We start from the raw sequence: 25,901 nt of genomic DNA, 5'->3' as shown, positions 1-25,901 counted from the left end.
AACTCCTTATCCTATAAGGTCACTTTGATATCCAAAGGTTGAATATCATTTTGTGCCCAATCTTTAAATAATTCAGTACGATTTGTTTCAGAGGTTGCTAATGCAATACCGCAATCACCACCGCCAGCACCTGATGTTTTTGCGGCAGCATGTTGGGATTCTGATAAATTACAAAGGGAAGTTAATGATTCGGTTTCAATTATTACCTGACTAGCATCGGCTAATTGTTGTAAAATCATTCGATTATTTGTAATTTCTTGTTGAATAATGATGGAATTGTTTAATTTAAAGCCATCAATCATTGCAGTGACACATTTTTTTGAATCTTCTAAAAATTCAGAGTAAGTCTTTTTTTGTTTTGCTTTAAAAAGGGCCATCTTATCAACAAAAATGGAAGTTGAAGCTGGAGAGCCAGTCCAACCGATTAATAATTCTAAATCTTTAGGTTGCGGTAGGCGTTGGACAGAAAGCATAGGCCAATCCATAGATAAAAGTTCGGTTAGTGGCGTACCTTGTCTCATAATTTTTAACCATTCTCGATCAAATGAATAATAAGCAATCCATCCGCCATAAACACTAGCGGCAATATCTCCGAGTGAACCATTTCCTTGAACATCTAGGTGAGCCATTGCTGATAATTTAAATAGAGCGTTATCCGTTAATTTTAAATTATAAAATTGTGAAACGGCACGAACGGTTGCTACGGTAACCGCAGCAGAACTGCCCAAACCATATTTTTTACCATCAGTACTATCTAAATCACTATCAATATTGACATGATAATTAACCATCTGTTTTCCGATGGATTGTGCATATAATTCGGTTAAATGAATCGCCGATAATATGTAGTGAAAGGGGTTATCTCGATTATCAAAAATAATTTTTGTCCCTTGACGATACCAAGATAAAGAATTTTCTTGGTATTGTTTAGATGAAATACTACCTGTTTCTTTACTCTTTTTAATTGTTACAGTTACAAACTGATCAATAGCAACAATAATTGCTGGTGATCCAGGTTCAACAATTGCGTATTCTCCTGCAATATAAAGTTTTCCTGGTGCTTTAGCGGTGATCAAATAGCTCAATTCCTTTCAATATGGATAACACTAAATAAGTGTCGCTCCAGGTCCAGGCTTGGCAACCAAAAGATTTTTTGCACCAAAAAGTGGACTTAATTTATTTAAAATATAAGGTGTTTCAGTTTTGGAACAAATTATTTTAACATTTGGACCAGCATCCATTGTGAAGTAACAGGTAATACCTTCTTGACGCAAGTCACGAATAGCATCCATAGCACGTATGCTGTCAGGATTAAAATAAGTAAAGCTGGGATTAGCGCTTAAAGTTGTTGCGTGCATTTTCATTGCATTATTTTCAGCAATTTGACCAACTTTTTCGAGGTTTTTCTCTATAATAGCCTTTTTCATATCAATTAAATCACGTTCAGAAGATTTAACCCATTCATTGTAGAAAGGTGATGTGTCCACGGAATGTTGCATTCCAGAACGAGAATCAATCGCTTTTTCATGACTATTAATCATAATAGCAATCATTTGAAGATCCCAATCAATCGTTTCTTCAATCGGTATAGCAAAGGAGTCTTCATCATTGTGACCTTTTTCCCATTCAACTAGGCCACCAAAAATAGAGCGACTAGCTGAACCAGAACCACGACGTGCTAATCGTGATAAATCGCGTTTATTTAAATTTAAACCAATTGCTTGACTAGCAGCAAGCGCAAGTGCAGCATATGCGCTCGCTGATGACGCAAGTCCTGCTGAAGTTGGAACGTGATTTATTGATTCTACTTTAGCGTAAATATTTTTTTGTGCTTGATTACGAACAATATCTAAAAAGGCTGATACTTTGTTATCCTTTTTTTGTTTAGAATTTAGAAAGAAGGTATCTTCAGTTAGCGTATCGTCAAAAGTTACCGTAGTATCGGTATAAAAATGATCTAACGTTAAGGATAGGCTATTGTTGTAAGGAATAATTAAATCTTTATTTTGTTTACCCCAGTATTTAATGAGTGCAATATTAGTATGGGCGCGAGCTGAAATTTTATTTTTCAATATGTTGTGACTCCTTTTTAAGGGGTTGAATCCAAGTTGCAATGGCACCATTACGATTTAAGAGATGGCTTAGATTTAAAGCTTCTTCGGGTGTTTTAACTAGGGCTATCATACAGCCACCGCCACCACCACCGGTAAGTTTGGCACCTAAAGCGCCATTTTCTAGACTTGTTTTGACAAGTGCATCTAATTTGGGATGACTAACACCTAAAGATTTTAGTAAATGATGAGCCCTAGATAATGTGTGTCCTAAACTTATAGCATCATCTGTCGCAATTTGTGCCTTAGCCATACTTGTTAATTGACCAAGTTCGGAAATTATTTTTTCAGTAACGTCAGGACTTGATAAGACGCGATCACGAACTTGACCAACAGTTAAACCCGTTTGGCCCTTGATTCCCGTATCAGCAATCACTAAGGTTGCCTCTATGTTTAATGGGACAGGGTAAGCCTCTTGGTGCTTAATGAACCAAATGGGATCGCGGCTACTGGTTGTTGCGGCATCGATACCACTTGGAGAACCATGTGTGGTTGTTTCAGCGATATTGGCAATAAGTAGAAGTTCATCGCGTTCGATTTTCGTATCAAAAAAAGCGTACAAACTTCGAATTATGGCAATAACTGTGGCAGCGGAAGAACCCATCCCTCGTTCAGATGGGATGTCACTTTCAATCGTTAATTTAAATGATTGATGTCGTTTATTCAATGATTTTAAAATGTACTGGATAACTTGCTTAATGCCACGCATATTCATGGGAACATTTTTCAGTTCACCACTATAAAAACGACTTGTGATCCATTGTTTATCTGCCATTGCTTCCGTTAAAACTGATATTTTAACATTTGGTAAAGGGAGGGCAATAGCGGGTTGGCTATAAACAACAGAGTGTTCGCCGATTAATATAATTTTAGCATGGCTAGTACCAAGAAATTTTGCTTCTGTATTATCTGACAAATTGTTCAAAAAAAGAGTCCTCTCTAGATGAATTTACTTCCATTATCATACCTTAAAATTGTCGTTATAGCTATAATGGACTGGATGAACTTTGAGAATTTATAATGATTTAGTTTTTGGCATATGATTCTTTAATCAATATGGTAAAATAAACATAAATGCGTTAACTTAAAAAGACTGGTGATAAACTTCAATGAATAAAAATACGATTTATGCTGTAGTGGATATTGAAACGACGGGAACAAATCTTAAAAGTGGCGATCGAATGATCCAATTTGGTTGCGTTTTAGTTCAAAAAAATCAAATAATAAATTCTTTCTCGTTTGATATTAATCCTGGTATGGCAATTCCGAAAGTTATTACAGAATTAACAGGGATTACAAACCGTCAAATCAGAAAGGCTGCCTATTTTGAAGACGTCGCCGCAACGATTTACGCGATTCTCCAAGATACAGTTTTTGTTGCGCATAATATTAACTTTGATTTGCCATTTATCAATAGTGAGTTAGAAAGAGTTGGCTATCCTGCATTATCAATAAAAGGTGTCGATACTGTACAGCTTAGTCAAATCTTATTGCCAACAGCACCCAGTTTTAAATTAAAAGATCTGAGTCGATATTTGAATCTGACTCACGAAAATCCGCATCATGCCGATAGTGATGCCCATGTGACAGCTGAGTTATTTATCTTCTTATTAACTCGACTAGAAACGATTCCAAGAGAAACCTTATTTGAAATAAATCGTTTAAGTTCATTTTTATTAAGAAATACAAATGAATTATTTTCTGATGCGTACAGTGATAAAAATAGAAGACAGGAAAGACTACCAGATCATCTATACATTGTTGGAGGGATTGTCCTTCAACGTAGGAAACAAGATACATTTAATTTAACGAATTATGTTTATCCTGAAGCAGAAGTAGATAAGAAAAAAATATTTGAAAAACAATTAAGTTGGCGACCTGAACAAGCAAAGATGATGGACCTTATTTCTGAACATTTAAAAAGTGGAAATCGAACATTAATTATTGAGGCTCCTACAGGAATCGGTAAAACATTAGGTTATTTAATTCCAGCAGCTTATCATGCTCAAAATCGCAAACAAATTGTGATTAGTAGTGCGACAACATTACTTCAAACCCAGTTGATGAATCAGGCATTACCGTTACTTAACAAATTATTGCCTTTTCAAACAGCTGCAGTAAATTTGAAGGGCAGTAACCATTATATAAATTTAGCGGCGTTTAAAAAAGAATTAACACAAAAAGAAACCTCTGGACAGATAGCTTTAATGAAAATACGTATCTTAGTATGGCTGACAATGACTAAAACTGGTGAACTTGATGAATTAAAACTTTCAAGTTATCAAAATCCCATTTTTAATCAAATTGAACATCAAGGGGTTGGGAGTTTAGTATTAACTGATCAATTTTTTGAAGTTGACTTTATTAATACGTTATATAAACAAGTTGAATCGTCAGCAATTATTTTTACAAATCATGCTTTTTTAATGAAGCATCCTGGTTTATTTAACTCAGATCGTACAAAACTTGCGCCTGAATTAATTGTAGATGAAGCACAGCATCTTGCTGATGTTGCTCTACAGTCAAATAAAGGACGCATTCGATTCTGGAAAATTATTAATATGTGTGATTCATTATTGACTAGCATACAAAGTTCACAAAAATTTTCTTTTAATGACTTAATGGCAATTAATTTCTTAACAGCTAGTGAAAACAATCAATTATTAACAGAAATTAGGAAATTACGGGAATCAGTTGAGTTACTCATCAGACAATTTTCAAGAGAATATGGTCGACAAATTAGTAGGAATTCAGCAGCAAAAAATGAAACGACCGGAAAAGCAATTATTTTAAAATCAACTGAGCTAATTGGATTGATTAATCGAAATAAAATTATGCTTGAATCTGTTTTAAAAGTGATAACTGTTTTAAAAAGAGATGATGCCATTTTACGAGATCGTTATATCGCTGCAAAAAGCCAACAAAATATCGGCCAAGATGAGCAACAGCTTTTGAATCGTGTTCATAACTTTTTTAAGCAATTATTTGCAGAAACTGAGGGCTGGACTATATTTGAACAAAATCAAGACAAGCTAAATGAAAAGGTGCTTTGGTTAAGTTTTCCGATTAACGGACAAACAGACAAAATGCAATTTGAATTTAGTTTATCAGATGCAACTCATTTTCTTTCTGAAGTAATTTATCGGCACTTTAATCACCTGACGTTTACTGGGGCGACTTTGTTACTACCAGGTAATCCTGATTACATTATTGATCAGCTAGATATACAAGATGATAATTACAAAATCAAAAAATTAGGGAGTCCTTTTGATTATAGTAACCAAGCTAAATTGTATGTAGCAAGTGATGCTTTTGATGTTCGATCATCAAAAGAGCTTTATGAATCTTACTTGGCTGATTCAGTTTATGAGATTATAAAATCACAACGTAAACAAACGTTAATTTTATTTAATTCGCTTGATACGATAGCAAATGTTTATGGGTTATTAACAAAAAGAGGGTTACATCTTGATCGTGAACTTTTAGTTCAGGGTGTTACAGGACGGCCTGAAAAATTAAAAAAACGATTTTTATTAGGTAAAGACGCTATTTTAATGGGTACTGGTAGTTTCTGGGAAGGCGTTGACTTACCAAATGATAGATTAGAACTTTTAATTGTGACGCGGTTACCATTTGAGTCTCCAGAGTCGTTAAATGTAAAGGCGAAAGAAAAAGAGTTTGAAGGTCAAGGTAGGGATGTATTCAGTGAGTATTCACTGCCTAGAGCAACAATGAAGCTTAAACAAGGGTTTGGACGCTTAATTCGGACGTCAACCGATAAAGGGGCAATGATTGCATTGGACAATCGATTGATAAATCAAAGTTATGGTAAAAAAATGATTGAAGTATTGCCGGATGAATTACAACTTATAAATGAACCATTGGCAGATATTATTATTGATTTAAAGACGTTTTTATCTAATTCTGATAGTTAATCAGAATTAGATAATGTCTGTTATAATATGACCGTATAAAACTAAGACAGGAGAAAAATTGATCATGCGAAGATCCCCCAAAAAATCAAAAAACATCGTTTTTCTTTCGATACTTGGTACGATATTAGTTATTGTGGTAAGTGCTTTTATTTTATATAATCGCGCAAAATCACCGATGGCTACAGCTGAAAAAGAAGCTGTTACAATTGCTAAAAAATACGCAAAACTAGATAAAGAAACAGCATTTTATAGATATAATAGGGATGCAACTTATTTTACAGTTGCAGGGACAACAAAAGCTAATAAAAGAATTTATGTGATTGTTGCTCAAAAAGGTGGAAAAGTTAAAGTCTTATCACAATCAAATGGTAAGACAAAAAATGATATTTTAACTTATATCTGGAATGAAAAAAAACCTAGTAAAATATTGAATGTCGGACTTGGTATATACAACGGTGTACCTGCATGGGAAGTGAGTTATTTGAACAAGAAAAAAGCTCTTTGTTATGAAACACTGCAGTTCTCAAATGGTAAAGTTTTAAAATCCGTTGAAAATATATAATTGTCTTATGGACTAATATATCTGACTAATGATATTATAAAAGGAATGAAATCGATCTAGCAACTAGGACCGTAATGAGGAGGAAGTTTATTGAAAACAATTAGTATAATTGATGCTAAAAACCATGTAGACGAAGAAGTAAAAATCGGTGTTTGGCTTACTAATAAAAGATCAAGTGGTAAGATTGCATTTTTACAATTACGAGATGGAAGTGCCTTTTTCCAAGGTGTCGTGATAAAAAGTAATGTCAGTGAAGAAACTTTTGAAATGGCAAAAGAGTTACATCAGGAATCTAGCCTTTACGTTATTGGTGAGATTCATGAAGATAAACGCTCACCATTTGGCTATGAAATTGAAGTTAAATCACTTGAATTAGTTGGTGATAGTCAAGATTATCCAATTACACCTAAAGATCATGGAACAGAATTTTTGATGGATCATCGTCATTTATGGTTACGTTCAACGAAACCATATGCAGTTATGCAAATTAGAAATGAAATTATTCGCGCAACATATGAATTTTTCAATAAAGAAGGTTTTATAAAGATTGATGCGCCTATCTTAACTGGTAGTGCACCAGAAGGTACAACTGAACTTTTCCATACTAAATATTTTGACAAAGATGCCTATTTGTCACAATCAGGTCAATTGTATGAAGAAGCTGGGGCAATGGCCTTTGGTAAAGTATTCTCATTTGGACCAACTTTTAGAGCTGAAAAATCTAAGACAAGACGCCATTTAATTGAATTTTGGATGATTGAACCCGAAATGGCATTTATGCACCAAGAACAAAGTCTTGAAGTACAAGAACAATATATTGCGTTCTTAGTACAAAATGTTTTAGATAACTGTGACTATGCTTTAGATATTCTCGAAAGAGATAAAGAAGTCTTAAAAAGTTATACAAAAACACCATTCCCTAAAATTTCTTATGATGAAGCCGTCGAATTATTACAAAATTCTGGTGAATTTCCTGATACTAAATGGGGTGATGATTTTGGATCTCCTGAAGAAACTTATTTGGCAGAACATTTCAGTATGCCAGTATTCGTTTTAAACTATCCTAAAGCAATTAAACCATTTTACATGAAACCACATCCAACGAGAGAAGACGTCGTTATTTGTGCTGACTTATTAGCTCCTGAAGGTTACGGCGAAATTATTGGTGGTTCAGAACGTGAAACTGATGTAGATAACTTAATAGCACAAATTAAAAAAGCTGGATTGAACGAAAAAGATTACGAATGGTATTTAGATTTAAGAAGATATGGTAGTGTTCCTCATTCAGGATTTGGTCTTGGATTAGAACGCGCAACAACTTGGATTACAGGTGAAGAACATATACGTGAGGCTATTCCATTCCCACGTCTATTAAACCGTATTTACCCATAAAAAAGTAGAGAAAAAGAACCTTTAAACGAAATTGTTTAAGGTTCTTTTCTTAATTAAGGAGGCATTTTCGTTATGGATGCATTTATGAGTCAATTTTTAGAAGCAGGGGAAACCCATGTGTCTAATTTAATTTTACGGAATTATCGAAAAATTGGATTATCAAGTGATGAATTAATTTTCTTAATCCATCTATTAAGCTTTAATCAAGCAGGTAATAAATTTCCAGATACAAATCAAATTGCCAGTCAAATGGGCGTGACGGCCCAGGAAACCTATACATTACTGCAGAAATTAATCGAAAAAAAAGTTATTTCTATCAAAACAATTGATGATTCAAATGGGTACAGCACCGATCAATTTGATTTTAGTGTGTTATATGAAAAATTAAATAATTTAAGTCATAGGACACAAGAAAAGGTTGAAGTTGTTAAGAGTAATAATTCTCGAAAAGAGGTTTATGAAAAAATTGAAGTTGAATTTGGAAGACCTTTATCACCAATGGAATTAGAAAGTATTAGCATGTGGATTGATCAAGACCACTATATTCCAGAACTAATTTTGATGGCGTTGAAAGAAGCTGTCCTTAATCAGGCATACAGTTTAAAATATATGGATAGAATTTTACTAAATTGGGAAAAGAAGCATATAAAAACAAGTCAAGACATAAAAAAAGATAAAGAAAAAAGACAACAACAGAACTTTTCAAATAATGTGAAGAATAATGACAATACAAAAGAATCTAATGATAAACCGGAAATACCCCTATATCATTGGTCAAATTAATGAAATAAATAAAAACCTGGCGATATTCAGAATTTTAACTGAATATCGCCAGGTTTTTATTTAACGAGTAGCAGACGAAACGGCTTTACTGCTGTCTGCTTTAGATGAAGCACTTGAACTAATAGCGGAGCTAGAACTACTAGATGAACTAGAACTTTCTGAAGAACTAGAACTACTTGAACTAGAAGAACTGCTTGAACTAGATTCTTCTGAAGAACTAGAACTATTTGATATCTTAGGAACTGAATATGAACTGCTATCTGCTGTTGTTGTTTCTGCAGTAGATGAATCTGTTAATGATAATTCGCCATTTTTCAGATAAACGTCAGAAGGTTTTGTCCAATCCGTATTTGAAACTGATTGGGAAACGTACTGCATTAAGTTTTTATAAATACCTACAGCTAGATGTTGAGAATTAACATCTAAGTAGTTATTTGCGACTAATGGTGAATCATAACCTGTCCAAACTGCAATTGAGTAATTTGAAGTATAGCCGGAAAATAATGAATCCATAACTGCGCTAGATGGAAATTTAGAAGCAACATTTGATGGATAATCAGTAGTACCGGTTTTACCCGCTTGGTAAAGACCCGGTATTTGAGCTGCCGTACCTGTACCATTAGAACTATTAATAACACCTTTTAGCATATCAGTAATCATATAAGCAGTTGATGTTTTCATTGCTCTAGTACCTGAGCTAGAATAATTTTCAACTGTACCATCTTTTCTTTCAATTTCTGAAATATAAGTCCCTTTGTGATAAGTTCCACCATTTGCAAATGCTGCATAGGCTTCTGCATTTTGAGTCGTTGACATGTTTGCACCGATACCAGATGAGTAAGTATCAACTTGATCCTTAGAGACACCAAGTTTTTTGACGAATCCTTGGGCTTTTGATAATCCAACCGCTTCAAGTGTCCGAATAGCAGGGATATTACGTGATTGAATCAAAGCATTTCGCATTGTCATTGTTCCAAGATAGCTATTATCAAAATCATTTAATTGTTTTGTAGTAGCATCAGGGTAGTAATATTTTGTATCGCTAACTTTTTGATTAGTTGGGTAGTCTAGATATTCAATAGCAGGACCGTAATCCATAATAGGTTTCATGGTTGAACCGTTGCTTCGACTAGTTGCGACAGCCCGATTATACCCGAAAGTAACATTTGTTTGTTTACGGCCACCAATCATAGCTGAAATAGCGCCAGTTTTTGAATCAACCATGGTAACAGCTAATTGCATTTTACTGTCAGGATAGACCACATAGTTATTTGTATTAGCTATATCATAAAGTCGTTTCTGAGCATCCAAATCTAAGTTTGTACGAATCTTAAGACTACTGTTATAAGGATCAAAACCTTTATCTTTAACAGACTGAATAACTTCTTTTAAATAGGAATCAGAAATTTTTGCATTATAAGTATCTTTTTCGGCAGAATGTGATGTTCTTAGGCCTGAAGTAATTGGTGTCGCTTTAGCTGTACTTGCTTCGCTTGCCGAAATTTTGTTATTTGCTAACATTGCATCAATAACTTCATTACGTCGTTCCTTTGCGTATTCTGGATGCGCGTAAGGATTATAAGAAGATGGGGCATTAGGAATACCAGCAATTAACGCGATTTGTTCTGTATTTAATTTATTCAATTTTTTACCGAAATAGTAATTTGCAGCAGTTTGCATCCCGTAAATACCATTTCCCATAAAGACTTTGTTAGCATAGAACGTTAAAATCTGAGATTTACTGTATTTACGCTCTACTTGTAATGCTAGCCATGCTTCTTGCGCTTTTCGTTTTATTGTTTGATCAGATGCTTTTGTCGAAAAGACAGATAATTTAATAAGTTGTTGTGTTAAAGTACTACCACCTTGAAGACCAGCTGATCCACCAGTGATATTTGACAAGGCTGCACCTACAATTCGCACAGGATCAACGCCATTATGTTTATAGAAACGTTTATCTTCGATTGAAACAATGGCATCTTTTAATAGTTGCGGCATGTCAGACGATTCAGCGTAGACTCTTGAAGTTCCTAAGGTAGTGATGATTTCATCATTCTTTGCATAAATGACACTTGCAGGGGTACTTTCAAGACTACTTGATGTTATTTTTGGTGAATCTTTGGCGTAATAGAAAAATAAACTGATACTAGCAATTACGCCAATAACGAATAGAGCAAGTAAGCTCAAAAAAATACGTTTAAAAAGTTTACCTTTACTATTTTTACCTTTGTTGCCTTTTTTGTTAGTGCTTATTTCTTGTTCGCGTCGCGCAACACGAGTAGTACCTTTATTATCAGCTGTTGCCATAAATAAAATTCTCCTTTAATTATATAAAGCCTTAATTATAGATGCTCTATCATTTTATCAACGTATTTTAAATAGGGAATGACCGGATTTAAAGTATATTGTATCTCGAATCCTTCAGTTTGGACTGTTTTCAATGGAATTGATTTACGACCATTAACACTCTGCTTATCCCAGTAAGTAAATAGCGTTTTTGATGGTAGTAAGTAGACCTTACCTAAGGTTGTGAACTTCATTATAACAAAACTAATTCCTCTTTGTAATACACATGATTTCATATGGTTAATTTGGTGCTCATGAAAATTACTTAACGGAAATGAAGTTTTATTTTTAGTTTCTTTAGCTTCAAAATCTAAATAGTGGCCATCGTATATGCCATTGTAGTCAGTTGTTGACGCAGTTTGAAAGTAAGCTTCTTTAATAACAGCTGCACTTCGTTTAGGATAATCAACTTTTACAATTTGAATAGGCGTTGGTTTTTTGTGAATGACAGCCATATTATGAGCAAGGTAAAATGCGTTGCTTACGTTGATATCATCCTCTAATGACATCCCCCGTTTACCAAACAACAGCATATTTGACTTTTTTTGCGTATTTAAAGGTGATTGTTCATAAAGTTTTCCATTAGGATAATTAATACTCACAGTTATTTCACGCTCCAATCTAAAATATTATAACAATAAGTGATATAATTTAATAGCTTTAAAGGATTTGGTAACATATTCTTAATATAAGAAAGGAATATTTAATCAATTATGAAGCGTTTATGGGTGACTGGTTATAGAACATACGAATTAGGTATTTTTAATGAAAATGATCTTAAAATAAAAATCATTAAAAGCGCAATTAAAAAAAATATTATTAATGAAATAGAAAATGGATTGAAGTGGGTTATAACTGGCCCTCAGCTTGGTGTTGAGCAATGGACGGCACAAATTTGCCTAGATATACAAAATGAATATCCTGATTTCAAGGTATCAGTTATGCTACCATTCAAAGAGTTTGGTAATAATTGGAAAGATGATAAAAAATTAGTTTTAAATCAAATATTAAATGATGTAGATTTTTCTGATTATGTTAGTAAGGATACCTATCAGTCGCCACAGCAATTAAAAAATTATCAAACTTTTATGATAGAACACACAGATGGCGCGTTATTACTTTATGATTCAGAAAATGAAGGCAAAACAAAATTTGATTTATTAAAAATAAAGCAAACTAAAGAAGTGAAAAACTATGCATTACGTATGATAGATTTTATGGAATTAGAAGATATTGCAAACGAAATGGAAGAGGAACAAAATAATCATTTGAATTATTAAATAATTCTGCTATAATAAACAGGTATTAACATTATTTATGAGAAATTAGTGATGAGGTGTACGAATATGACGGATGTTAATTTTGTACCTAAAGATATCTTACAAAAACATTTTGAAACAAAAATGCGTGGATATGATTCTAAAGAAGTTGACGAATTTCTTGACGATGTTATTAAAGATTATGAAACCTTTGATAAGAAAGTCAAAAAACTTCAAGAAGAAAATGATCGTTTAATTGCTCAAGTCGACGAACTTACAAAACAGGTTACTGTTGGTAAAAGTTCACAGACGACCCAAACAACATCTACAACTTCAAATATGGATATTCTTAAACGATTATCTAATTTGGAACGTCGTGTGTTTGGTGCACAGTTAGATGAGAATGAAAATTCTAGAAATCAATTTTAAATTAATTGAATGATGTAATATAGATTCAGTGTAAATTTCGGGTAATTGCGGTCTATTAAGTTAGGCTGAGGAAAGTCCATGCTTGCACAAGCTGAGATGCTTGTAGTGTTCGTGCTTGGTGAAAAAATAAGCCAAGGTACCTTCGGGTAACGGCGGATAAAATGACTAAGGCTTCGGCTATGTCAAAGTAATCTGTAAAGTGCCACAGAGACGATACAATATTGGAAACGGTATTGCTGGAACGCGGTAAACCCCACGAGTAGGCAACCCAAACTTTGGTAGGGGCGCTTCATGACGGAAATGAACAAATCATGGGGGCAGATAATATCTGGAGATAGATGATTACCACTGATTTCATCGCCTGAGATGGATGACGTACAAAACATGGCTTATAGAAATTTACATGATTTCAGGATGAACTAGGATGAAGAATTTTCTTTTATCCTAGTTTTTTTATTAAAAAAATTAAATTATAGTGAAGGTGCAAAATGGAAACTTTTAAATTATTGGCAACCGCAGCTAGCGGTATTGAGTCAATTGTTGGAAACGAACTTAAACATATGGGTTATGATGTTCAAGTAGAAAATAGTCGTGTCCGCTTCGAAGGAACAATGGAAGATGTTATTAATACAAACCTATGGTTGAGAACCGCAGATCGCGTTAAAATCATTGTTGGTGAGTTTACGGCTACGACTTTTGACGATTTATTTGAACAAACAAAAGCAATCTCTTGGGATAAGTTTTTACCATTAGATGCGGAATTCCCTGTTCAAGGAAAATCTCAAAAATCAACACTCTATAGTGTTCCAGATGCCCAAGCAATCGTGAAAAAAGCAATTGTTGATCAATTAAGTGATGTCTATCACCGTACAACACGCTTACCAGAGACGGGTTCAAAATATCCATTGGAAGTTGCTATTAATAAAGATAACGTCTTATTGACACTTGATACAACGGGTAGCAGTTTATTTAAACGTGGTTATCGTGTTGAAAAGGGTTATGCTCCTTTAAAAGAAAATATGGCAGCTGCGTTAGTTATGTTAACTAATTGGTATCCAGAAAAACCTTTTGTTGATCCAGTATGTGGTTCAGGAACAATCCCAATTGAAGCTGCATTAATGGGACATAATATTGCACCTGGTATCGGTCGTTATTTTGTATTCGAAGATTGGGATTTTGTTGAAAAAGGACTATTTGATCGTTTAAGAGAAAAAGCAAAAGGTGAAGCAAATCTTGATGTAGTATTAGATATAGCAGGTTATGATATTGATGCTGGCATGATTGAAATTGCTAAAAAGAATGCCGCTGAAGCTGGCGTCTTGGATAGTATTGAATTCAAGCAACTTGCTGCAAAAGATTTTACAACAGAAAAAGAAAATGGTGTTTTAGTCGCTAACCCACCATACGGTGAACGATTGAGCGATACTGAATCTGTACGTGTTTTATACAAACAGATGGGTGTTGTTTATAAACAAATGCCTACTTGGAGTAAATATATCTTAACAAGTGACTTAACTTTTGAAGAATATTATGGTTCAAGAGCATCTAAAAAACGTAAGCTATATAATGGCTCATTGAGAACGGATTATTTCCAATATTGGGGTAAACGTAAACCAAGAGCATAATAAATAATAAGTTTAAAAGCTATCTAATCAACGATTAGGTAGCTTTTTTTATTTAAGATAAAAAAAATAAGTGTTATCTCTTTACTTATTAATAGTAAGTGATATACTAAGTTTATTCAAATAGAGAAGGGGAAATTAATTATGAAAACTCAATTATTAGATCTTATGGAACAACGTCGTTCAATTTACGCTTTAGGGGATAAAGTAAGTCAAACACCTGATGAAATTACTGGTGTTATCGAGGATGCTATAAAGAAATCACCAACATCATTCAATAATCAAACAATTAGAGCAGCAATTTTATATGGTAAAAATTCAGACATGGTTTGGGATATCGTTGAAAAACGTCTTAAATCTGAGGTTCCTAATGCTGAAGCATATAAGAAAACTCAAGAAAAGATTGCAACATTCCGTGCTGGATTTGGAACAATATTATACTTTATAGATACTGATGTTGTTGCTCAAAATGAAAAAGATTTTGCTTTATACGCTGATAACTTCAGAGTTTGGGCAGAACAAGGTTTGGGCGGTGCTCAACAAAGTGTTTGGACAGTATTAGCTGAAAATGGTATTGGCGCAAGTTTACAACATTATAATCCACTTATTGATACTGAAATTAAAAATGCGTTTAATATCCCTGGAAACTGGGAATTACGTGCACAAATGCCATTTGGTTCAATTGAAGCAGCGGCAGGAGATAAAGATTTCATGTTAGATGATGACAGATTCTTAGTTATTAAATAATAGTTCAAAAAGATGAAACTTAAGGTTTCATCTTTTTTTATGGAAAAATATAGAATATCTGATCAATTATGTTAAGCTTTAAATATAGAAGAATAATTTTATTGTGTTAGAGGAGATCATAAGCATGAAAAAATATCAAAAAACATATTTTTATCAACCCGAGCTAGCTAAAACGGTTATTTTATGGTCATGGACGTTCTGCTTATTTTTAGGTAGTTTATTATTATGGTTAGAGATAACAACATTACAAATTTGGACAATTGTTTTATTTATACTTTTTCTTATTGTATCAATTGTTCAAATCTTGAATCGTAAATTAATAGTTGACGACAAAAATATTAAGTTAACTAAGGTTATTCGAAAACATAATGAAATAATTGAAATTTCCGCAATAAAACAAGTTAAATTAAGAAGATTTGGACTATCTTTTTATTTAGCCAATAGTAAAAAGTCAGTTGTTTTGAATTCTAGAAGCAAGTTACAATTATACACGGACCTTAAAAAGGGAAATAAATGATGCCAATAGGTGTCATTTATTTTTTTATAAAAAAGAAATATTAAAAAGAGAAATAGCTTGAATATCCATTAAAATACGAACTATTTTTATTAATTTTTTAATTTCGTCCTTTTTTTGCTTTGACACAACGCTGAGTTGTTGATAGAATAGGTTTATTAAATTTGGAGGTAATCGAATGGCAAAGATAGCAATTGTAATGGGATCGATTTCCGACTGGACCACAATGAAATTTACGGCTAATTTATTAGATGAACTTGATATTGAGTATGATAAAAAAGTTATTTCGGCACATCGAATGCCAATAGAAATGATTAAATTTGCAGAAAGTGCGGATAAAAATGGGTATGAAGTTATTATTGCTGGTGCGGGTGGTGCCGCACATTTACCAGGAATGATTGCAGCTTCAACCGTCATCCCTGTAGTAGGCGTTCCGGTGCAGTCCCATGCGCTAAATGGAATAGACTCTTTACTGTCAATTGTTCAGATGCCTGCGGGAACACCCGTAGCAACTATGGCAATTGGTAAAGCAGGTGCAACAAATGCCGGCATCTTTGCCGCAAAAATTTGTGCCTTAAGTGATTCAACTATAAAAGATAATTTAAAGTCATATCAATTATCACTCCATCAAAAATCTTTGGAAAGTAGTGATTTACTTGATTAAAAGGATATTACCAGGACAAACAATTGGTATTATTGGTGGTGGTCAGCTAGGACAAATGATGACAACGTCTGCAAAAGAAATGGGTTATCGTGTGATTATATTAGATCCGCAAAAAGATTGCCCAGCTGCTCAGGTTGCGGACAAACAAGTGATTGCAGATTATGACGATGAGATTGCTATTTTAAATCTTGCAAAAATGTGTGATGTACTAACGTTTGAGTTTGAAAATGTAGATGCTGATACGATTGATGCAGCAAAGCAATATTGCTATGTTCCACAAGGGTCGACTGCACTGCGTATTTCACAAGATAGAATTAGTGAGAAACAATTTTTGGAAGCTCATAATTATCCAATCGCACCATTTAAATTAATACAAAGTTTTGATGATTTAGAAAATGCCATTAAAATAACTGGGTACCCATCAATTTTAAAAACGATTCGTGGCGGATATGATGGTAAAGGACAAGTTATTTTAAAGACAAGTGCTGATTTGATTGAAGCGGGAAAATTGATTCAAAATAGAACATGCGTGTTAGAAGGCTTTGTTCAGTTTGATCGTGAAGTTTCCGTTATCATTGCTAGAAATGAATTAGGCCAACAAAGTATTTTTCCGATTATCGAAAATCAACATCGTCATAATATTTTACATGAGAGTTCTTGTCCGAGTCGTTTATCGATTGAGACAAGAAAAGAAGTTGAAATTATTGCAAGTCAAATTGCTGATGATTGTTTGTCTGTTGGAACAATGGGGATTGAATTTTTTGTTTCAGATTCAGGTGGCGTTTATGTTAATGAAATTGCACCTAGACCACATAATTCCGGACATTTAACAATTGAGGCCTGTTCCTTATCACAATTTGAAGCGCATATTAGAGGAATTTGTAATTTACCAATGTTAAAACCACAGTTGTTAAGTCATGCTATTATGATTAATATTTTGGGACAACATGTCCAGTCAGTATTAAATGAAATTCAAAATGAAGGTCAATGGCGGTTTCATTTTTATGGTAAAAATGAAGCAAAACAAGATCGTAAGATGGGTCATGTAACGATATTAACCGATAATATTGAGCAAGCTAAAATTGATGTATATCAAACGAAAATTTGGGATTAAGAGAGGAAGATAAAAATGATTGATCGTTATACAAATGCTGAGATGGGTGCCATATGGTCAGATGAAAATAAATATAAAGCTTGGTTAGAAGTTGAAACATTAGCTAGTGAGGCTTGGGTTGAACTAGGCCATGTTCCAGCAGAAGACGCTGAAAAAATTCGTAAAAATGCTAGTTTTGATATTGATCGTATTTTAGAAATTGAACAAGAAACAAAGCATGATGTCGTTGCCTTTACAAGAGCTGTCTCAGAATCTCTAGGGGAAGAACGTAAGTGGGTTCATTATGGATTAACTTCTACAGATGTAGTTGATACAGCGTATGGATCTATTTTAAAACAGGCTAATGAAATTTTGCGTAAGGATATTGAAGAATTTATGGCTGTTTTAGCTGATAAAGCAGTTGAATATAAAGATACTGTTATGATGGGTAGAACACACGGTGTACATGCTGAACCAACAACATTTGGATTGAAAATTGCATTGTGGTATTCTGAAATGAAACGTCATCAAATTCGTTTTAATGATGCAGCATTAGATGTTGAAGCTGGAAAAATTAGTGGTGCTGTAGGAACATTTGCCAATATCCCAATGTTTGTGGAAACTTATGTTTGTGAGCATCTTGGAATTAGACCTCAAGAAATATCGACACAAGTCTTACCACGAGATTTACATGCTAATTATGTTTCTGAGATGGCTCTTCTTGCAACATCGATTGAAAAAATGGCAACAGAAATTCGTGGATTACAAAAAAGTGAGACACGAGAAGTTGAAGAATATTTCGCTAAAGGCCAAAAAGGTTCATCAGCTATGCCACATAAACGTAATCCAATTGGTTCAGAAAATATTACAGGGTTAGCGCGTGTCATTCGAGGACATATGGTCACTGCCTTCGAAGATGTTACATTATGGCATGAACGAGATATTTCACATAGCTCTGCAGAACGTATTATATTACCCGATACAACTATTTTATTAGATTACATGCTACGTCGCTTTACAAAAATAGTTAAAGAATTAACAGTATTTCCGGAAAATATGAAAAAAAATATGGACCGTACTTTTGGTCTTATTTACAGCCAAAGAGTTTTACTTAAATTAATTGATAGTGGCATGTCTAGAGAGGCTGCATATGATTTAATTCAACCTAAGACGGCAATCTCTTGGGATCAACAAATACAGTTCCGTCCCTTATTAGAAGCAGATGAACAAATAATGTCTGCATTAACTCAAGCAGACTTAGATGATGCTTTTGATTATCATTATCATATTAGAAATGTTGATGCTATTTTCGAACGAATTGGTCTCATTTAAAGAAATATGTAAACCATAAAGTTATTTTAATAGCTTTATGGTTTTTTGTTTGCCATAATACGAACTTTAAATTAAAAAAATATAAAAATAATCGTATTTTACCTTGATAAATTATATAGTAATTGTTAAACTATATTTGTAAAGAACGAACTATTTAGTTAAAAAGTATATTTTTATATGTTTTTATTCTTAAGGGGGCTATTCGCTTGGATCAATTGATTTACGAAGGAAAAGCTAAAGATGTTTATCAAACTAATGATGAAGAAGTATTAAGAATGGTATACAAAAACCAAGCTACCGCACTTAATGGTAAACGGAAAGAAGAAATATTAGGTAAGGGATTATTAAGCCATCAAATATCTGATATTATTTTTTCTTATTTAATGGCAAACGGTATTAAAACACATTTCATTGAAGATGTTTCTAAAACCGAACAATTAGTTAAAAAAGTTGAAATAATTCCAATTGAAGTTGTTTTACGAAATACTATTGCAGGTAGTTTTGCTCGTAAATTTGATCAAGTTGAAGGAACTAAATTAACAGTTCCTGTTATTGAATACTATTATAAGAATGATGCTCTAGACGATCCTGGAATAAATGAGTCACAAATTTTTGCGTTAAATTTTGCGACTAAAATAGAAATGGACGAAATAAAGAAACAAGTCCTTCATATTAATCAGCTACTGTATAAATTATTTAAAGACATCAATATTGATTTAATTGATTTTAAACTTGAATTCGGTCGGTATCATGGGGAACTTATTTTGGCAGATGAATTTTCACCTGATAATGCACGTTTATGGGATTCGAAGACACATAAATCATTAGATAAGGATATTTTCAGAAAAAACCAAGGTAGCATTATTCCAGTATATCAAGATGTTTTAAACCGACTAAAAAATCGAAATGAGGTCAAATAATGTATAGTGTAAAAGTTTACGTTACATATAAAGAATCAGTTTTAGATCCGCAAGGTCAAGCTGTTAATGAAGCGATTAACCGATTAGGATTCTCAGGTGTTAGTGACGTTCGAGTTGGTAAATATTTTGTGTTAAAGGTTGAAGCAACTGAATTAGAGATAGACCAAAAAATTGATGCGATTTGTGATAAATTATTAGCTAATCCAAATATGGAGCAATATCGTTACGAACTTGAAAAAGTGGAGGCTTAATCATGAAATTTGCAGTTGTTGTATTTCCTGGTTCAAATTGTGATTATGATTTACTTCACGCTATTCGGGATGGTTTACATGAACAAGCTGAGTTTGTGTCGTATACAGAGGAATCTCTTGATGGTTTTGATGGTGTATTACTTCCAGGTGGATTTTCATACGGCGATTACTTAAGAAGTGGGGCAATTGCCAGTTTATCACCCATTATGAATGAAGTGAGACGTTTTGCGGATGAAGGTAAACTAGTGTTTGGAACCTGTAATGGATTTCAAATGTTAACGGAAATGCAACTACTTCCAGGTGCATTAATTCAAAATAAAAATATTAAATTTATTTGTAAGCCAGTTACTTTGGAAATTGTTAATAATCAAACGCGTTTTACAACTGATTATAAAACGCAAACGACAATTGAATTACCAATTGCTCATGGCGAGGGTAATTATTATTGTGATGATGAAACATTAGCTTCTCTTAAGAAAAATAATCAAATTATTTTTAGATATCAAGATAACCCAAATGGAAGTATTGATAATATTGCTGGAATTATTAATGAGCGTGGAAATGTACTTGGTATGATGCCGCATCCAGAACGTGCTATTGAAGCATTGCTCGGTTCAACGGACGGCCTAAATTTATTTAAATCGATGTTAACGACATACACAGAGGGAGTGGGTTAATTTGGTTACAAAACAAGAACCGACGGCACAAATAATTGAAGATACCAAATTATATCAAAATTGGGGATTAACTGATTCAGAATATAAGTTAATTAAAGATGATATTTTAAGTCGTCAACCTAACTATACTGAAACTGGTTTATTTTCAGTAATGTGGAGTGAGCATTGTTCTTACAAAAATTCCCGCCCCGTTTTAAAACATTTTCCAAATTCTGGGCCGCAAGTTTTACAAGGACCTGGAGAAGGTGCTGGTGTTATTGATATTGGTGATGGTAAAGCAGTTGTATTTAAAGCTGAAAGCCATAATCATCCCTCAGCTGTTGAACCCTATGAAGGTGCCGCAACAGGTGTCGGCGGTATTATCAGAGATATTTTTTCAATGGGGGCAACACCTATTGCACTTCTTGACAGTTTACGTTTCGGTGAACTAGATAATGAGCACACTAAGTATCTTGTTTCAGAAATTGTAGCTGGTATCGGAGGATACGGTAACTGTATTGGTATTCCAACTGTTGGTGGAGAAATAGGATTTGATCCTTGTTATGAGGGTAACCCACTAGTAAATGCAATGTGTGTTGGACTGATTGATCATAAAAATATTCAAAAAGGCCAGGCAAAAGGTGATGGAAATCTAGTTATTTATGTTGGTGCTAAAACGGGTCGTGATGGTATTCATGGGGCAACGTTTGCTTCTGATGAATTTGCTGATGATAAAGAAACACAGCGTTCAGCTGTTCAAGTTGGTGATCCATTCATGGAAAAATTATTAATGGATGCTTGTCTCGAACTTATTCTAGATCATCCAGACTGGTTAGTTGGTATTCAAGATATGGGAGCTGCTGGATTAGTTTCGTCAACTGCTGAAATGGCCTCGAAAGCTAAATCAGGGATGGTACTTGATTTAGATAACGTTCCACAACGTGAAACTAATATGTCTGCTTACGAAATGATGTTATCTGAATCTCAAGAACGGATGGTTCTTTGTATTAAACCTGAATTTGAAACTAAAGTTATCAATTTATTTAAAAAATATGATTTAGAAGCCGTTAATATCGGGTATGTAACAGAAAATACGGATTATGTTTTAATACATGAGGGAAAAATTGTTGCTAATATTCCCGTTGATTCTTTAGCAAGTGATGCACCAGTCTATCATAAGGAACAAAAAGAACCTGCAAGAATCAGCAAATTTAAAGCGCAGTCTGATTTTATACCTGAAATAGAAAATACGAAGCAAACTTGGTTAGATTTGTTACAACAACCAACAATCGCATCCAAAAAATCATTGTACGAAACGTACGATTCTCAAGTTAAAGTCAATACAGTGGTTAGACCTGGTAGTGATGCAGGTGTTATTCGAATTAGAGAAACTAATAAGGCACTCGCAATGACAACAGATTGTAATGCGCGTTATATTTACTTGAATCCTAAGGTTGGTGGTCAAATTGCTGTTTCTGAAGCAGCGCGTAACATAGTTGCATCTGGTGGACAACCACTCGCTATTACAGATTGCTTAAATTATGGACGTCCTGAAAATCCAGAAATTTTTTGGGAATTTGATCAAAGTGCTATCGGTATTTCTGAAGCATGTGACTTATTTAATACACCTGTTATTTCTGGTAATGTCTCTTTATATAATGAATTTAATGAACAAGCCATTTATCCAACGCCAATGATTGGAATGGTTGGTTTAATTAAAGATGTTAAAAATATAACAACGCAAGATTTTAAACATGCTAATGATTTAATTTATTTAGTGGGTACAACTTATAATGATTTTAATGGTTCAGAAATTCAGAAAATGACTACTAACGAGATTTCCGGAGATATTAAACATTTTGATTTAAAGACTGAACAAAGTAACCAAGCGTTTGTTTTAGAAGCTATCGAATCTGGTTTAGTCGAAAGTGCACATGATTTATCTGAAGGTGGTCTAGCCGTTGCTTTAAGTGAATCCGTATTTAAAAACGATTTAGGTATTGATATTAATGTAAATATGACAGATGCACAACTTTTCTCAGAATCACAATCGCGATTCATTTTATCGATTAAATCAGAAAATAAGACAGATTTTGAAAATTTAATGAATCAAACTGCTGAAAAAATTGGCTGTGTTACAGCAGACCAATTAATTAACGTGACGACAAAAGGGAGTAAGATAACTCTTACAACTTCTGAAGCCAAACAAGTTTGGGAGGATGCAATTCCGTGCCTAATGAAATAAGAAGTTTAAATGAAGAATGTGGTGTTTTTGGTGTTTGGGGAAATGAAGATGCAAATCAGATTACCTATTTTGGTCTGCATAGTTTACAACATCGCGGCCAAGAAGGTGCAGGAATTGTATCAAATGATGAAGGTAAACTAATTGGTTATAGAGGATTAGGATTACTATCAGATGTTTTTAGAAATCCTGAAAAAATAAAAAAATTAACCGGTAATGCAGCTATTGGACATGTACGTTATGCAACGGCCGGTAGTAACGGAATTGATAACATTCAGCCATTTTTATTTGATTTTTACGATACACAGTTTGCCTTAGCCCATAATGGTAATTTAACTAATGCGGTAACGCTTAGAAATGAGTTAGAGCAAGATGGGGCTATTTTCAAATCAAGTTCGGATTCAGAGGTTTTGATGCACTTAATTCGTCGTTCATCACAAGACACTTTGCATGAACAGGTTAAAGACGCATTAAATCAAGTACATGGTGGGTTTGCTTACTTATTAATGACGTCAAACTACATGATTGCGGCACTTGATCCAAATGGATTTAGACCACTATCTATTGGTCAAATGGTAAATGGTGCTTACGTCGTTGCAAGTGAAACCTGTGCTTTAGATTCTGTTGGGGCAGAATTCGTTCGCGATGTGAACCCTGGTGAAATCGTCACTATTACTGACGAAGGGCTATCAATTGACGTTTATACAACTGAAACTAAAATGTCAATTTGTTCAATGGAATATATTTATTTTGCAAGACCGGATTCGGATATTTGTGGGATTAATGTCCATTCTGCTCGTAAAAGAATGGGTCGCAAACTAGCACGAGAAACGGGTATTGATGCAGATATGGTTATTGGTGTACCAAATTCCTCATTGTCTGCAGCTAGTGGTTATGCAGAAGAAAGTGGCATTCCTTATGAAATGGGATTAGTTAAAAATCAATATATTGGCCGGACCTTTATTCAACCCACCCAAAGACTTAGAGAACAAGGGGTGCGAATGAAATTATCAGCTGTTAAAAGCGTGGTTAAGGGTAAAAAGATTATTTTAGTCGATGATTCAATTGTTCGGGGGACAACGAGTAAACACATTGTTAGATTGTTAAAAGAAGCTGGAGCTGCTGAAGTTCATTTGCGAATTGCGTCACCACCTCTTAAATACCCTTGTTTTTATGGGATTGATATTCAAAAGCAATCTGAATTAATTGCCGCAAATAAATCAATTGAAGAAATGAAGGCTATTATTGGGGCAGACTCATTAGCATTTCTAAGTGAAGCTGGATTAATTGCTTCAATTGGTTTGAATTTAGATGCCCCATATTCAGGACTATGTATGGCTTACTTTAATGGTGATTATCCAACGCCATTATATGATTACGAGGATGAGTATTTAGCAAACTTAACGACAGAAAAGTGAGGACTTCAAAATGGTAAATGCTTATCAAAAATCGGGTGTTGATGTGAATGCAGGGTATGACGTCGTTAATCGAATTAATAAACAAATGTCACTGGTAAATGAAACAAGTTCAGTTGGTGGATTTGGAGGACTCTTTGATCTCAGTCGATTAGGTATTATAGAGCCACTTATGGTTTCAGGTACTGATGGCGTTGGCACCAAATTGATGGTTGCCTTTGAAACAAATCGACATGACACAATTGGGATTGATTGTGTGGCTATGTGTGTTAATGACATTGTTGCTCAGGGTGCAACGCCTCTATACTTTTTGGACTACTTAGCGACTGGCAAAACTGAACCTCAAAAAATTGAAAGTATTATTTCTGGGGTAATTAAAGGATGTCAAACAGCACATATGAATCTTATTGGTGGTGAAACAGCTGAAATGCCAGGGATGTATCAAAAAACACATTATGATATGGCCGGATTTGCGGTTGGTGTTGTTGAAAAAAGTCAATTAATAGATGGTCATTCAATTCAAGAAAATGACATTTTAATTGGAATTTCGTCAACCGGTATTCATTCAAATGGATTCTCACTTGTTAGAAAGATATTTCTTGAAGACATGGCTTTTAATTTAGATGAAGCTTTACCAGAAATACCTAATGAATCACTTGCTGAAATATTAATGACACCAACAAAAATTTATGTAGATGATCTGATTCCTTTATTTCAAGATAATTTGATTAAAGGCGCAGCACATATTACAGGTGGTGGCTTTATTGAAAATATACCAAGAATGTTACCAGAAGGGCTAAAAGCAACAATTAATCTAGGATTATGGCCAGTACTACCAATTTTTGATGCCATCTCTAGATACGGTGAGATACCCCATTCAGAGATGTATGAAATTTTTAATATGGGTATTGGAATGGTTTTGGCTGTTGATAAAGCTAACGTTGAACAGGTGCTGACACAATTAAATAAAGAAACTGTACACGCTTATGAAATAGGCAGTATAGAAATTAAAAATACTGATCAAACGGTCGAATTGGTAGGTAAATAAAATGGTCAAAGTAGCAATTTTTGCATCAGGGACCGGTTCTAATTTTGAATTTATTGCAGATAATCAGGCATTAAAAGATGCAGGATTAGAAATTGAAGTTTTAGTTTGTGATCGACCAAAAGCGGCTGTCATTAAAAAGGCAGCACGTAGAGGAATTCCAACCTTTATTATTCAACCTAAAGACTTTGAAAATCGTAGTCATTATGAACAAGTGATTGTTAATGAATTAGCTAAGTATCAAATCGACACCATTTTATTGGCGGGTTATATGCGTGTGATTACAAGTACATTATTGAGTAAGTATCCGATGGAAATTATTAATATTCATCCCGCAATGTTACCCCTTTTTCCAGGTATTCATGGAATTGAGGATGCGTATAAGGCAGGTGTTAGTGTAACTGGTGTGACGATACACTACATTGACGAAGGTGTTGATACGGGGCCAATTATAGCGCAACAAAGTATTCCTATTTTACCAAATGAAACACTTGAACAATTGGAAAGTAAGATTCATGATGTTGAACACCAACTATATCCAAAGGTGATTCTAAATTTATTAAACAATAAAAAGGGAGATTAA

At 33.9% G+C, this 25,901-nt stretch carries 24 protein-coding genes and 1 other RNA gene; 20 read left to right on the top strand and 5 right to left on the bottom strand.

The features are described 5' to 3' along the window. Positions 1-11: 11 nt before the first annotated feature. From AC1RPU_RS02660 to mvk, 3 genes are read right to left on the bottom strand one after another with little or no spacing between them, the layout of a single operon-like run. Positions 12-1,076, bottom strand: coding sequence for a phosphomevalonate kinase (locus AC1RPU_RS02660; protein WP_481761406.1), 1,065 nt, complete (start codon positions 1,074-1,076; stop codon positions 12-14). A gap of 30 nt (positions 1,077-1,106) precedes the next feature. Next, the gene (mvaD, locus tag AC1RPU_RS02655) at positions 1,107-2,072 is read right to left on the bottom strand and encodes a diphosphomevalonate decarboxylase (protein ID WP_481761286.1); all 966 of its coding nucleotides are present in this window, start codon (positions 2,070-2,072) and stop codon (positions 1,107-1,109) included. Beyond that, a complete protein-coding gene (gene mvk, locus AC1RPU_RS02650; RefSeq protein WP_481761287.1) occupies positions 2,062-3,027 on the bottom strand; it encodes a mevalonate kinase in 966 nt (321 codons plus the stop codon). Before mvk ends, mvaD begins: the two co-directional genes overlap by 11 nt. Positions 3,028-3,220: 193 nt before the next feature. Here mvk and AC1RPU_RS02645 point away from each other — a divergent pair, with 193 nt between their 5' ends. From AC1RPU_RS02645 to AC1RPU_RS02630, 4 genes are all read left to right on the top strand, one after another. Beyond that, positions 3,221-6,046, top strand: coding sequence for a helicase C-terminal domain-containing protein (locus AC1RPU_RS02645; RefSeq protein ID WP_481761288.1), 2,826 nt, complete (start codon positions 3,221-3,223; stop codon positions 6,044-6,046). Positions 6,047-6,110: 64 nt separating this feature from the next. Next, complete coding sequence (locus AC1RPU_RS02640) at positions 6,111-6,608, top strand: cell wall elongation regulator TseB-like domain-containing protein (RefSeq protein ID WP_481761289.1); 498 nt, start codon at positions 6,111-6,113, stop codon at positions 6,606-6,608. A gap of 90 nt (positions 6,609-6,698) precedes the next feature. Next, positions 6,699-8,000 (top strand): asparagine--tRNA ligase, encoded by a 1,302-nt coding sequence (asnS, locus tag AC1RPU_RS02635; RefSeq protein WP_409022573.1) that lies wholly within the window; start codon positions 6,699-6,701, stop codon positions 7,998-8,000. A gap of 72 nt (positions 8,001-8,072) precedes the next feature. Beyond that, entirely contained in the window at positions 8,073-8,783 is a 711-nt protein-coding gene (locus tag AC1RPU_RS02630; protein WP_481761290.1) for a DnaD domain protein, read from the top strand. Positions 8,784-8,843: 60 nt separating this feature from the next. On the opposite strand, the gene AC1RPU_RS02625 is transcribed toward AC1RPU_RS02630, so the two are convergent. Both AC1RPU_RS02625 and recU read right to left on the bottom strand, forming a co-directional pair. Then, complete coding sequence (locus AC1RPU_RS02625) at positions 8,844-11,090, bottom strand: transglycosylase domain-containing protein (RefSeq protein ID WP_481761291.1); 2,247 nt, start codon at positions 11,088-11,090, stop codon at positions 8,844-8,846. Between the two features lie 35 nt (positions 11,091-11,125). Continuing rightward, on the bottom strand, positions 11,126-11,731 hold the full coding sequence (gene recU / locus AC1RPU_RS02620) for a Holliday junction resolvase RecU (protein WP_481761292.1): 606 nt from the start codon (positions 11,729-11,731) through the stop codon (positions 11,126-11,128). Between the two features lie 111 nt (positions 11,732-11,842). Here recU and AC1RPU_RS02615 point away from each other — a divergent pair, with 111 nt between their 5' ends. The 16 genes from AC1RPU_RS02615 (at position 11,843) to purN (ending at position 25,901) form a co-directional block, all read left to right on the top strand. Then, positions 11,843-12,409 carry an SLOG family protein gene (locus AC1RPU_RS02615; RefSeq protein ID WP_481761293.1) on the top strand — a complete coding sequence of 189 codons (567 nt, stop codon included), beginning with the start codon at positions 11,843-11,845 and terminating at the stop codon, positions 12,407-12,409. Positions 12,410-12,475: 66 nt separating this feature from the next. Continuing rightward, a complete protein-coding gene (gpsB, locus tag AC1RPU_RS02610; RefSeq protein WP_481761294.1) occupies positions 12,476-12,817 on the top strand; it encodes a cell division regulator GpsB in 342 nt (113 codons plus the stop codon). Between the two features lie 33 nt (positions 12,818-12,850). Beyond that, positions 12,851-13,214: RNase P RNA component class B (gene rnpB / locus AC1RPU_RS02605), an RNA gene on the top strand. A 91-nt stretch (positions 13,215-13,305) separates the two neighbouring features. After that, on the top strand, positions 13,306-14,442 hold the full coding sequence (locus tag AC1RPU_RS02600; RefSeq protein ID WP_409022567.1) for a THUMP domain-containing class I SAM-dependent RNA methyltransferase: 1,137 nt from the start codon (positions 13,306-13,308) through the stop codon (positions 14,440-14,442). Between the two features lie 141 nt (positions 14,443-14,583). After that, entirely contained in the window at positions 14,584-15,186 is a 603-nt protein-coding gene (locus AC1RPU_RS02595) for a nitroreductase family protein (RefSeq protein WP_481761295.1), read from the top strand. Positions 15,187-15,310: 124 nt separating this feature from the next. Next, on the top strand, positions 15,311-15,703 hold the full coding sequence (locus tag AC1RPU_RS02590) for an EbsA family protein (RefSeq protein ID WP_481761296.1): 393 nt from the start codon (positions 15,311-15,313) through the stop codon (positions 15,701-15,703). 175 nt (positions 15,704-15,878) lie between these two features. Further along, positions 15,879-16,364 (top strand): 5-(carboxyamino)imidazole ribonucleotide mutase, encoded by a 486-nt coding sequence (purE, locus tag AC1RPU_RS02585; protein ID WP_481761297.1) that lies wholly within the window; start codon positions 15,879-15,881, stop codon positions 16,362-16,364. Further along, positions 16,357-17,478 (top strand): 5-(carboxyamino)imidazole ribonucleotide synthase, encoded by a 1,122-nt coding sequence (gene purK / locus AC1RPU_RS02580; RefSeq protein ID WP_481761298.1) that lies wholly within the window; start codon positions 16,357-16,359, stop codon positions 17,476-17,478. Before purE ends, purK begins: the two co-directional genes overlap by 8 nt. Before the next feature lie 15 nt (positions 17,479-17,493). Next, entirely contained in the window at positions 17,494-18,789 is a 1,296-nt protein-coding gene (purB, locus tag AC1RPU_RS02575) for an adenylosuccinate lyase (RefSeq protein ID WP_481761299.1), read from the top strand. Positions 18,790-18,989: 200 nt separating this feature from the next. Beyond that, positions 18,990-19,709, top strand: coding sequence for a phosphoribosylaminoimidazolesuccinocarboxamide synthase (gene purC / locus AC1RPU_RS02570; protein ID WP_481761407.1), 720 nt, complete (start codon positions 18,990-18,992; stop codon positions 19,707-19,709). Further along, positions 19,709-19,960 (top strand): phosphoribosylformylglycinamidine synthase subunit PurS, encoded by a 252-nt coding sequence (purS, locus tag AC1RPU_RS02565; RefSeq protein WP_409022561.1) that lies wholly within the window; start codon positions 19,709-19,711, stop codon positions 19,958-19,960. The genes purC and purS overlap by 1 nt, the downstream gene beginning before the upstream one ends. A gap of 2 nt (positions 19,961-19,962) precedes the next feature. Further along, positions 19,963-20,637: a phosphoribosylformylglycinamidine synthase subunit PurQ gene (purQ, locus tag AC1RPU_RS02560; protein WP_481761300.1), complete on the top strand. Its 675-nt coding sequence runs from the start codon at positions 19,963-19,965 to the stop codon at positions 20,635-20,637. A gap of 1 nt (position 20,638) precedes the next feature. Then, positions 20,639-22,861, top strand: a complete 2,223-nt coding sequence (gene purL, locus AC1RPU_RS02555; protein ID WP_481761301.1) for a phosphoribosylformylglycinamidine synthase subunit PurL — start codon at positions 20,639-20,641, stop codon at positions 22,859-22,861. Then, on the top strand, positions 22,846-24,276 hold the full coding sequence (gene purF, locus AC1RPU_RS02550) for an amidophosphoribosyltransferase (RefSeq protein ID WP_481761302.1): 1,431 nt from the start codon (positions 22,846-22,848) through the stop codon (positions 24,274-24,276). Before purL ends, purF begins: the two co-directional genes overlap by 16 nt. Positions 24,277-24,286: 10 nt before the next feature. Next, positions 24,287-25,321: a phosphoribosylformylglycinamidine cyclo-ligase gene (gene purM, locus AC1RPU_RS02545; RefSeq protein ID WP_481761303.1), complete on the top strand. Its 1,035-nt coding sequence runs from the start codon at positions 24,287-24,289 to the stop codon at positions 25,319-25,321. A 1-nt stretch (position 25,322) separates the two neighbouring features. Then, a complete protein-coding gene (purN, locus tag AC1RPU_RS02540) occupies positions 25,323-25,901 on the top strand; it encodes a phosphoribosylglycinamide formyltransferase (protein ID WP_481761304.1) in 579 nt (192 codons plus the stop codon).

It is taken from the genome of Dellaglioa sp. CoH-55-MRSF-7 (assembly GCF_056782235.1).
Note: the sequence above shows the minus strand (reverse complement) of the source record. Positions and strands in the feature narration are given on the sequence as shown.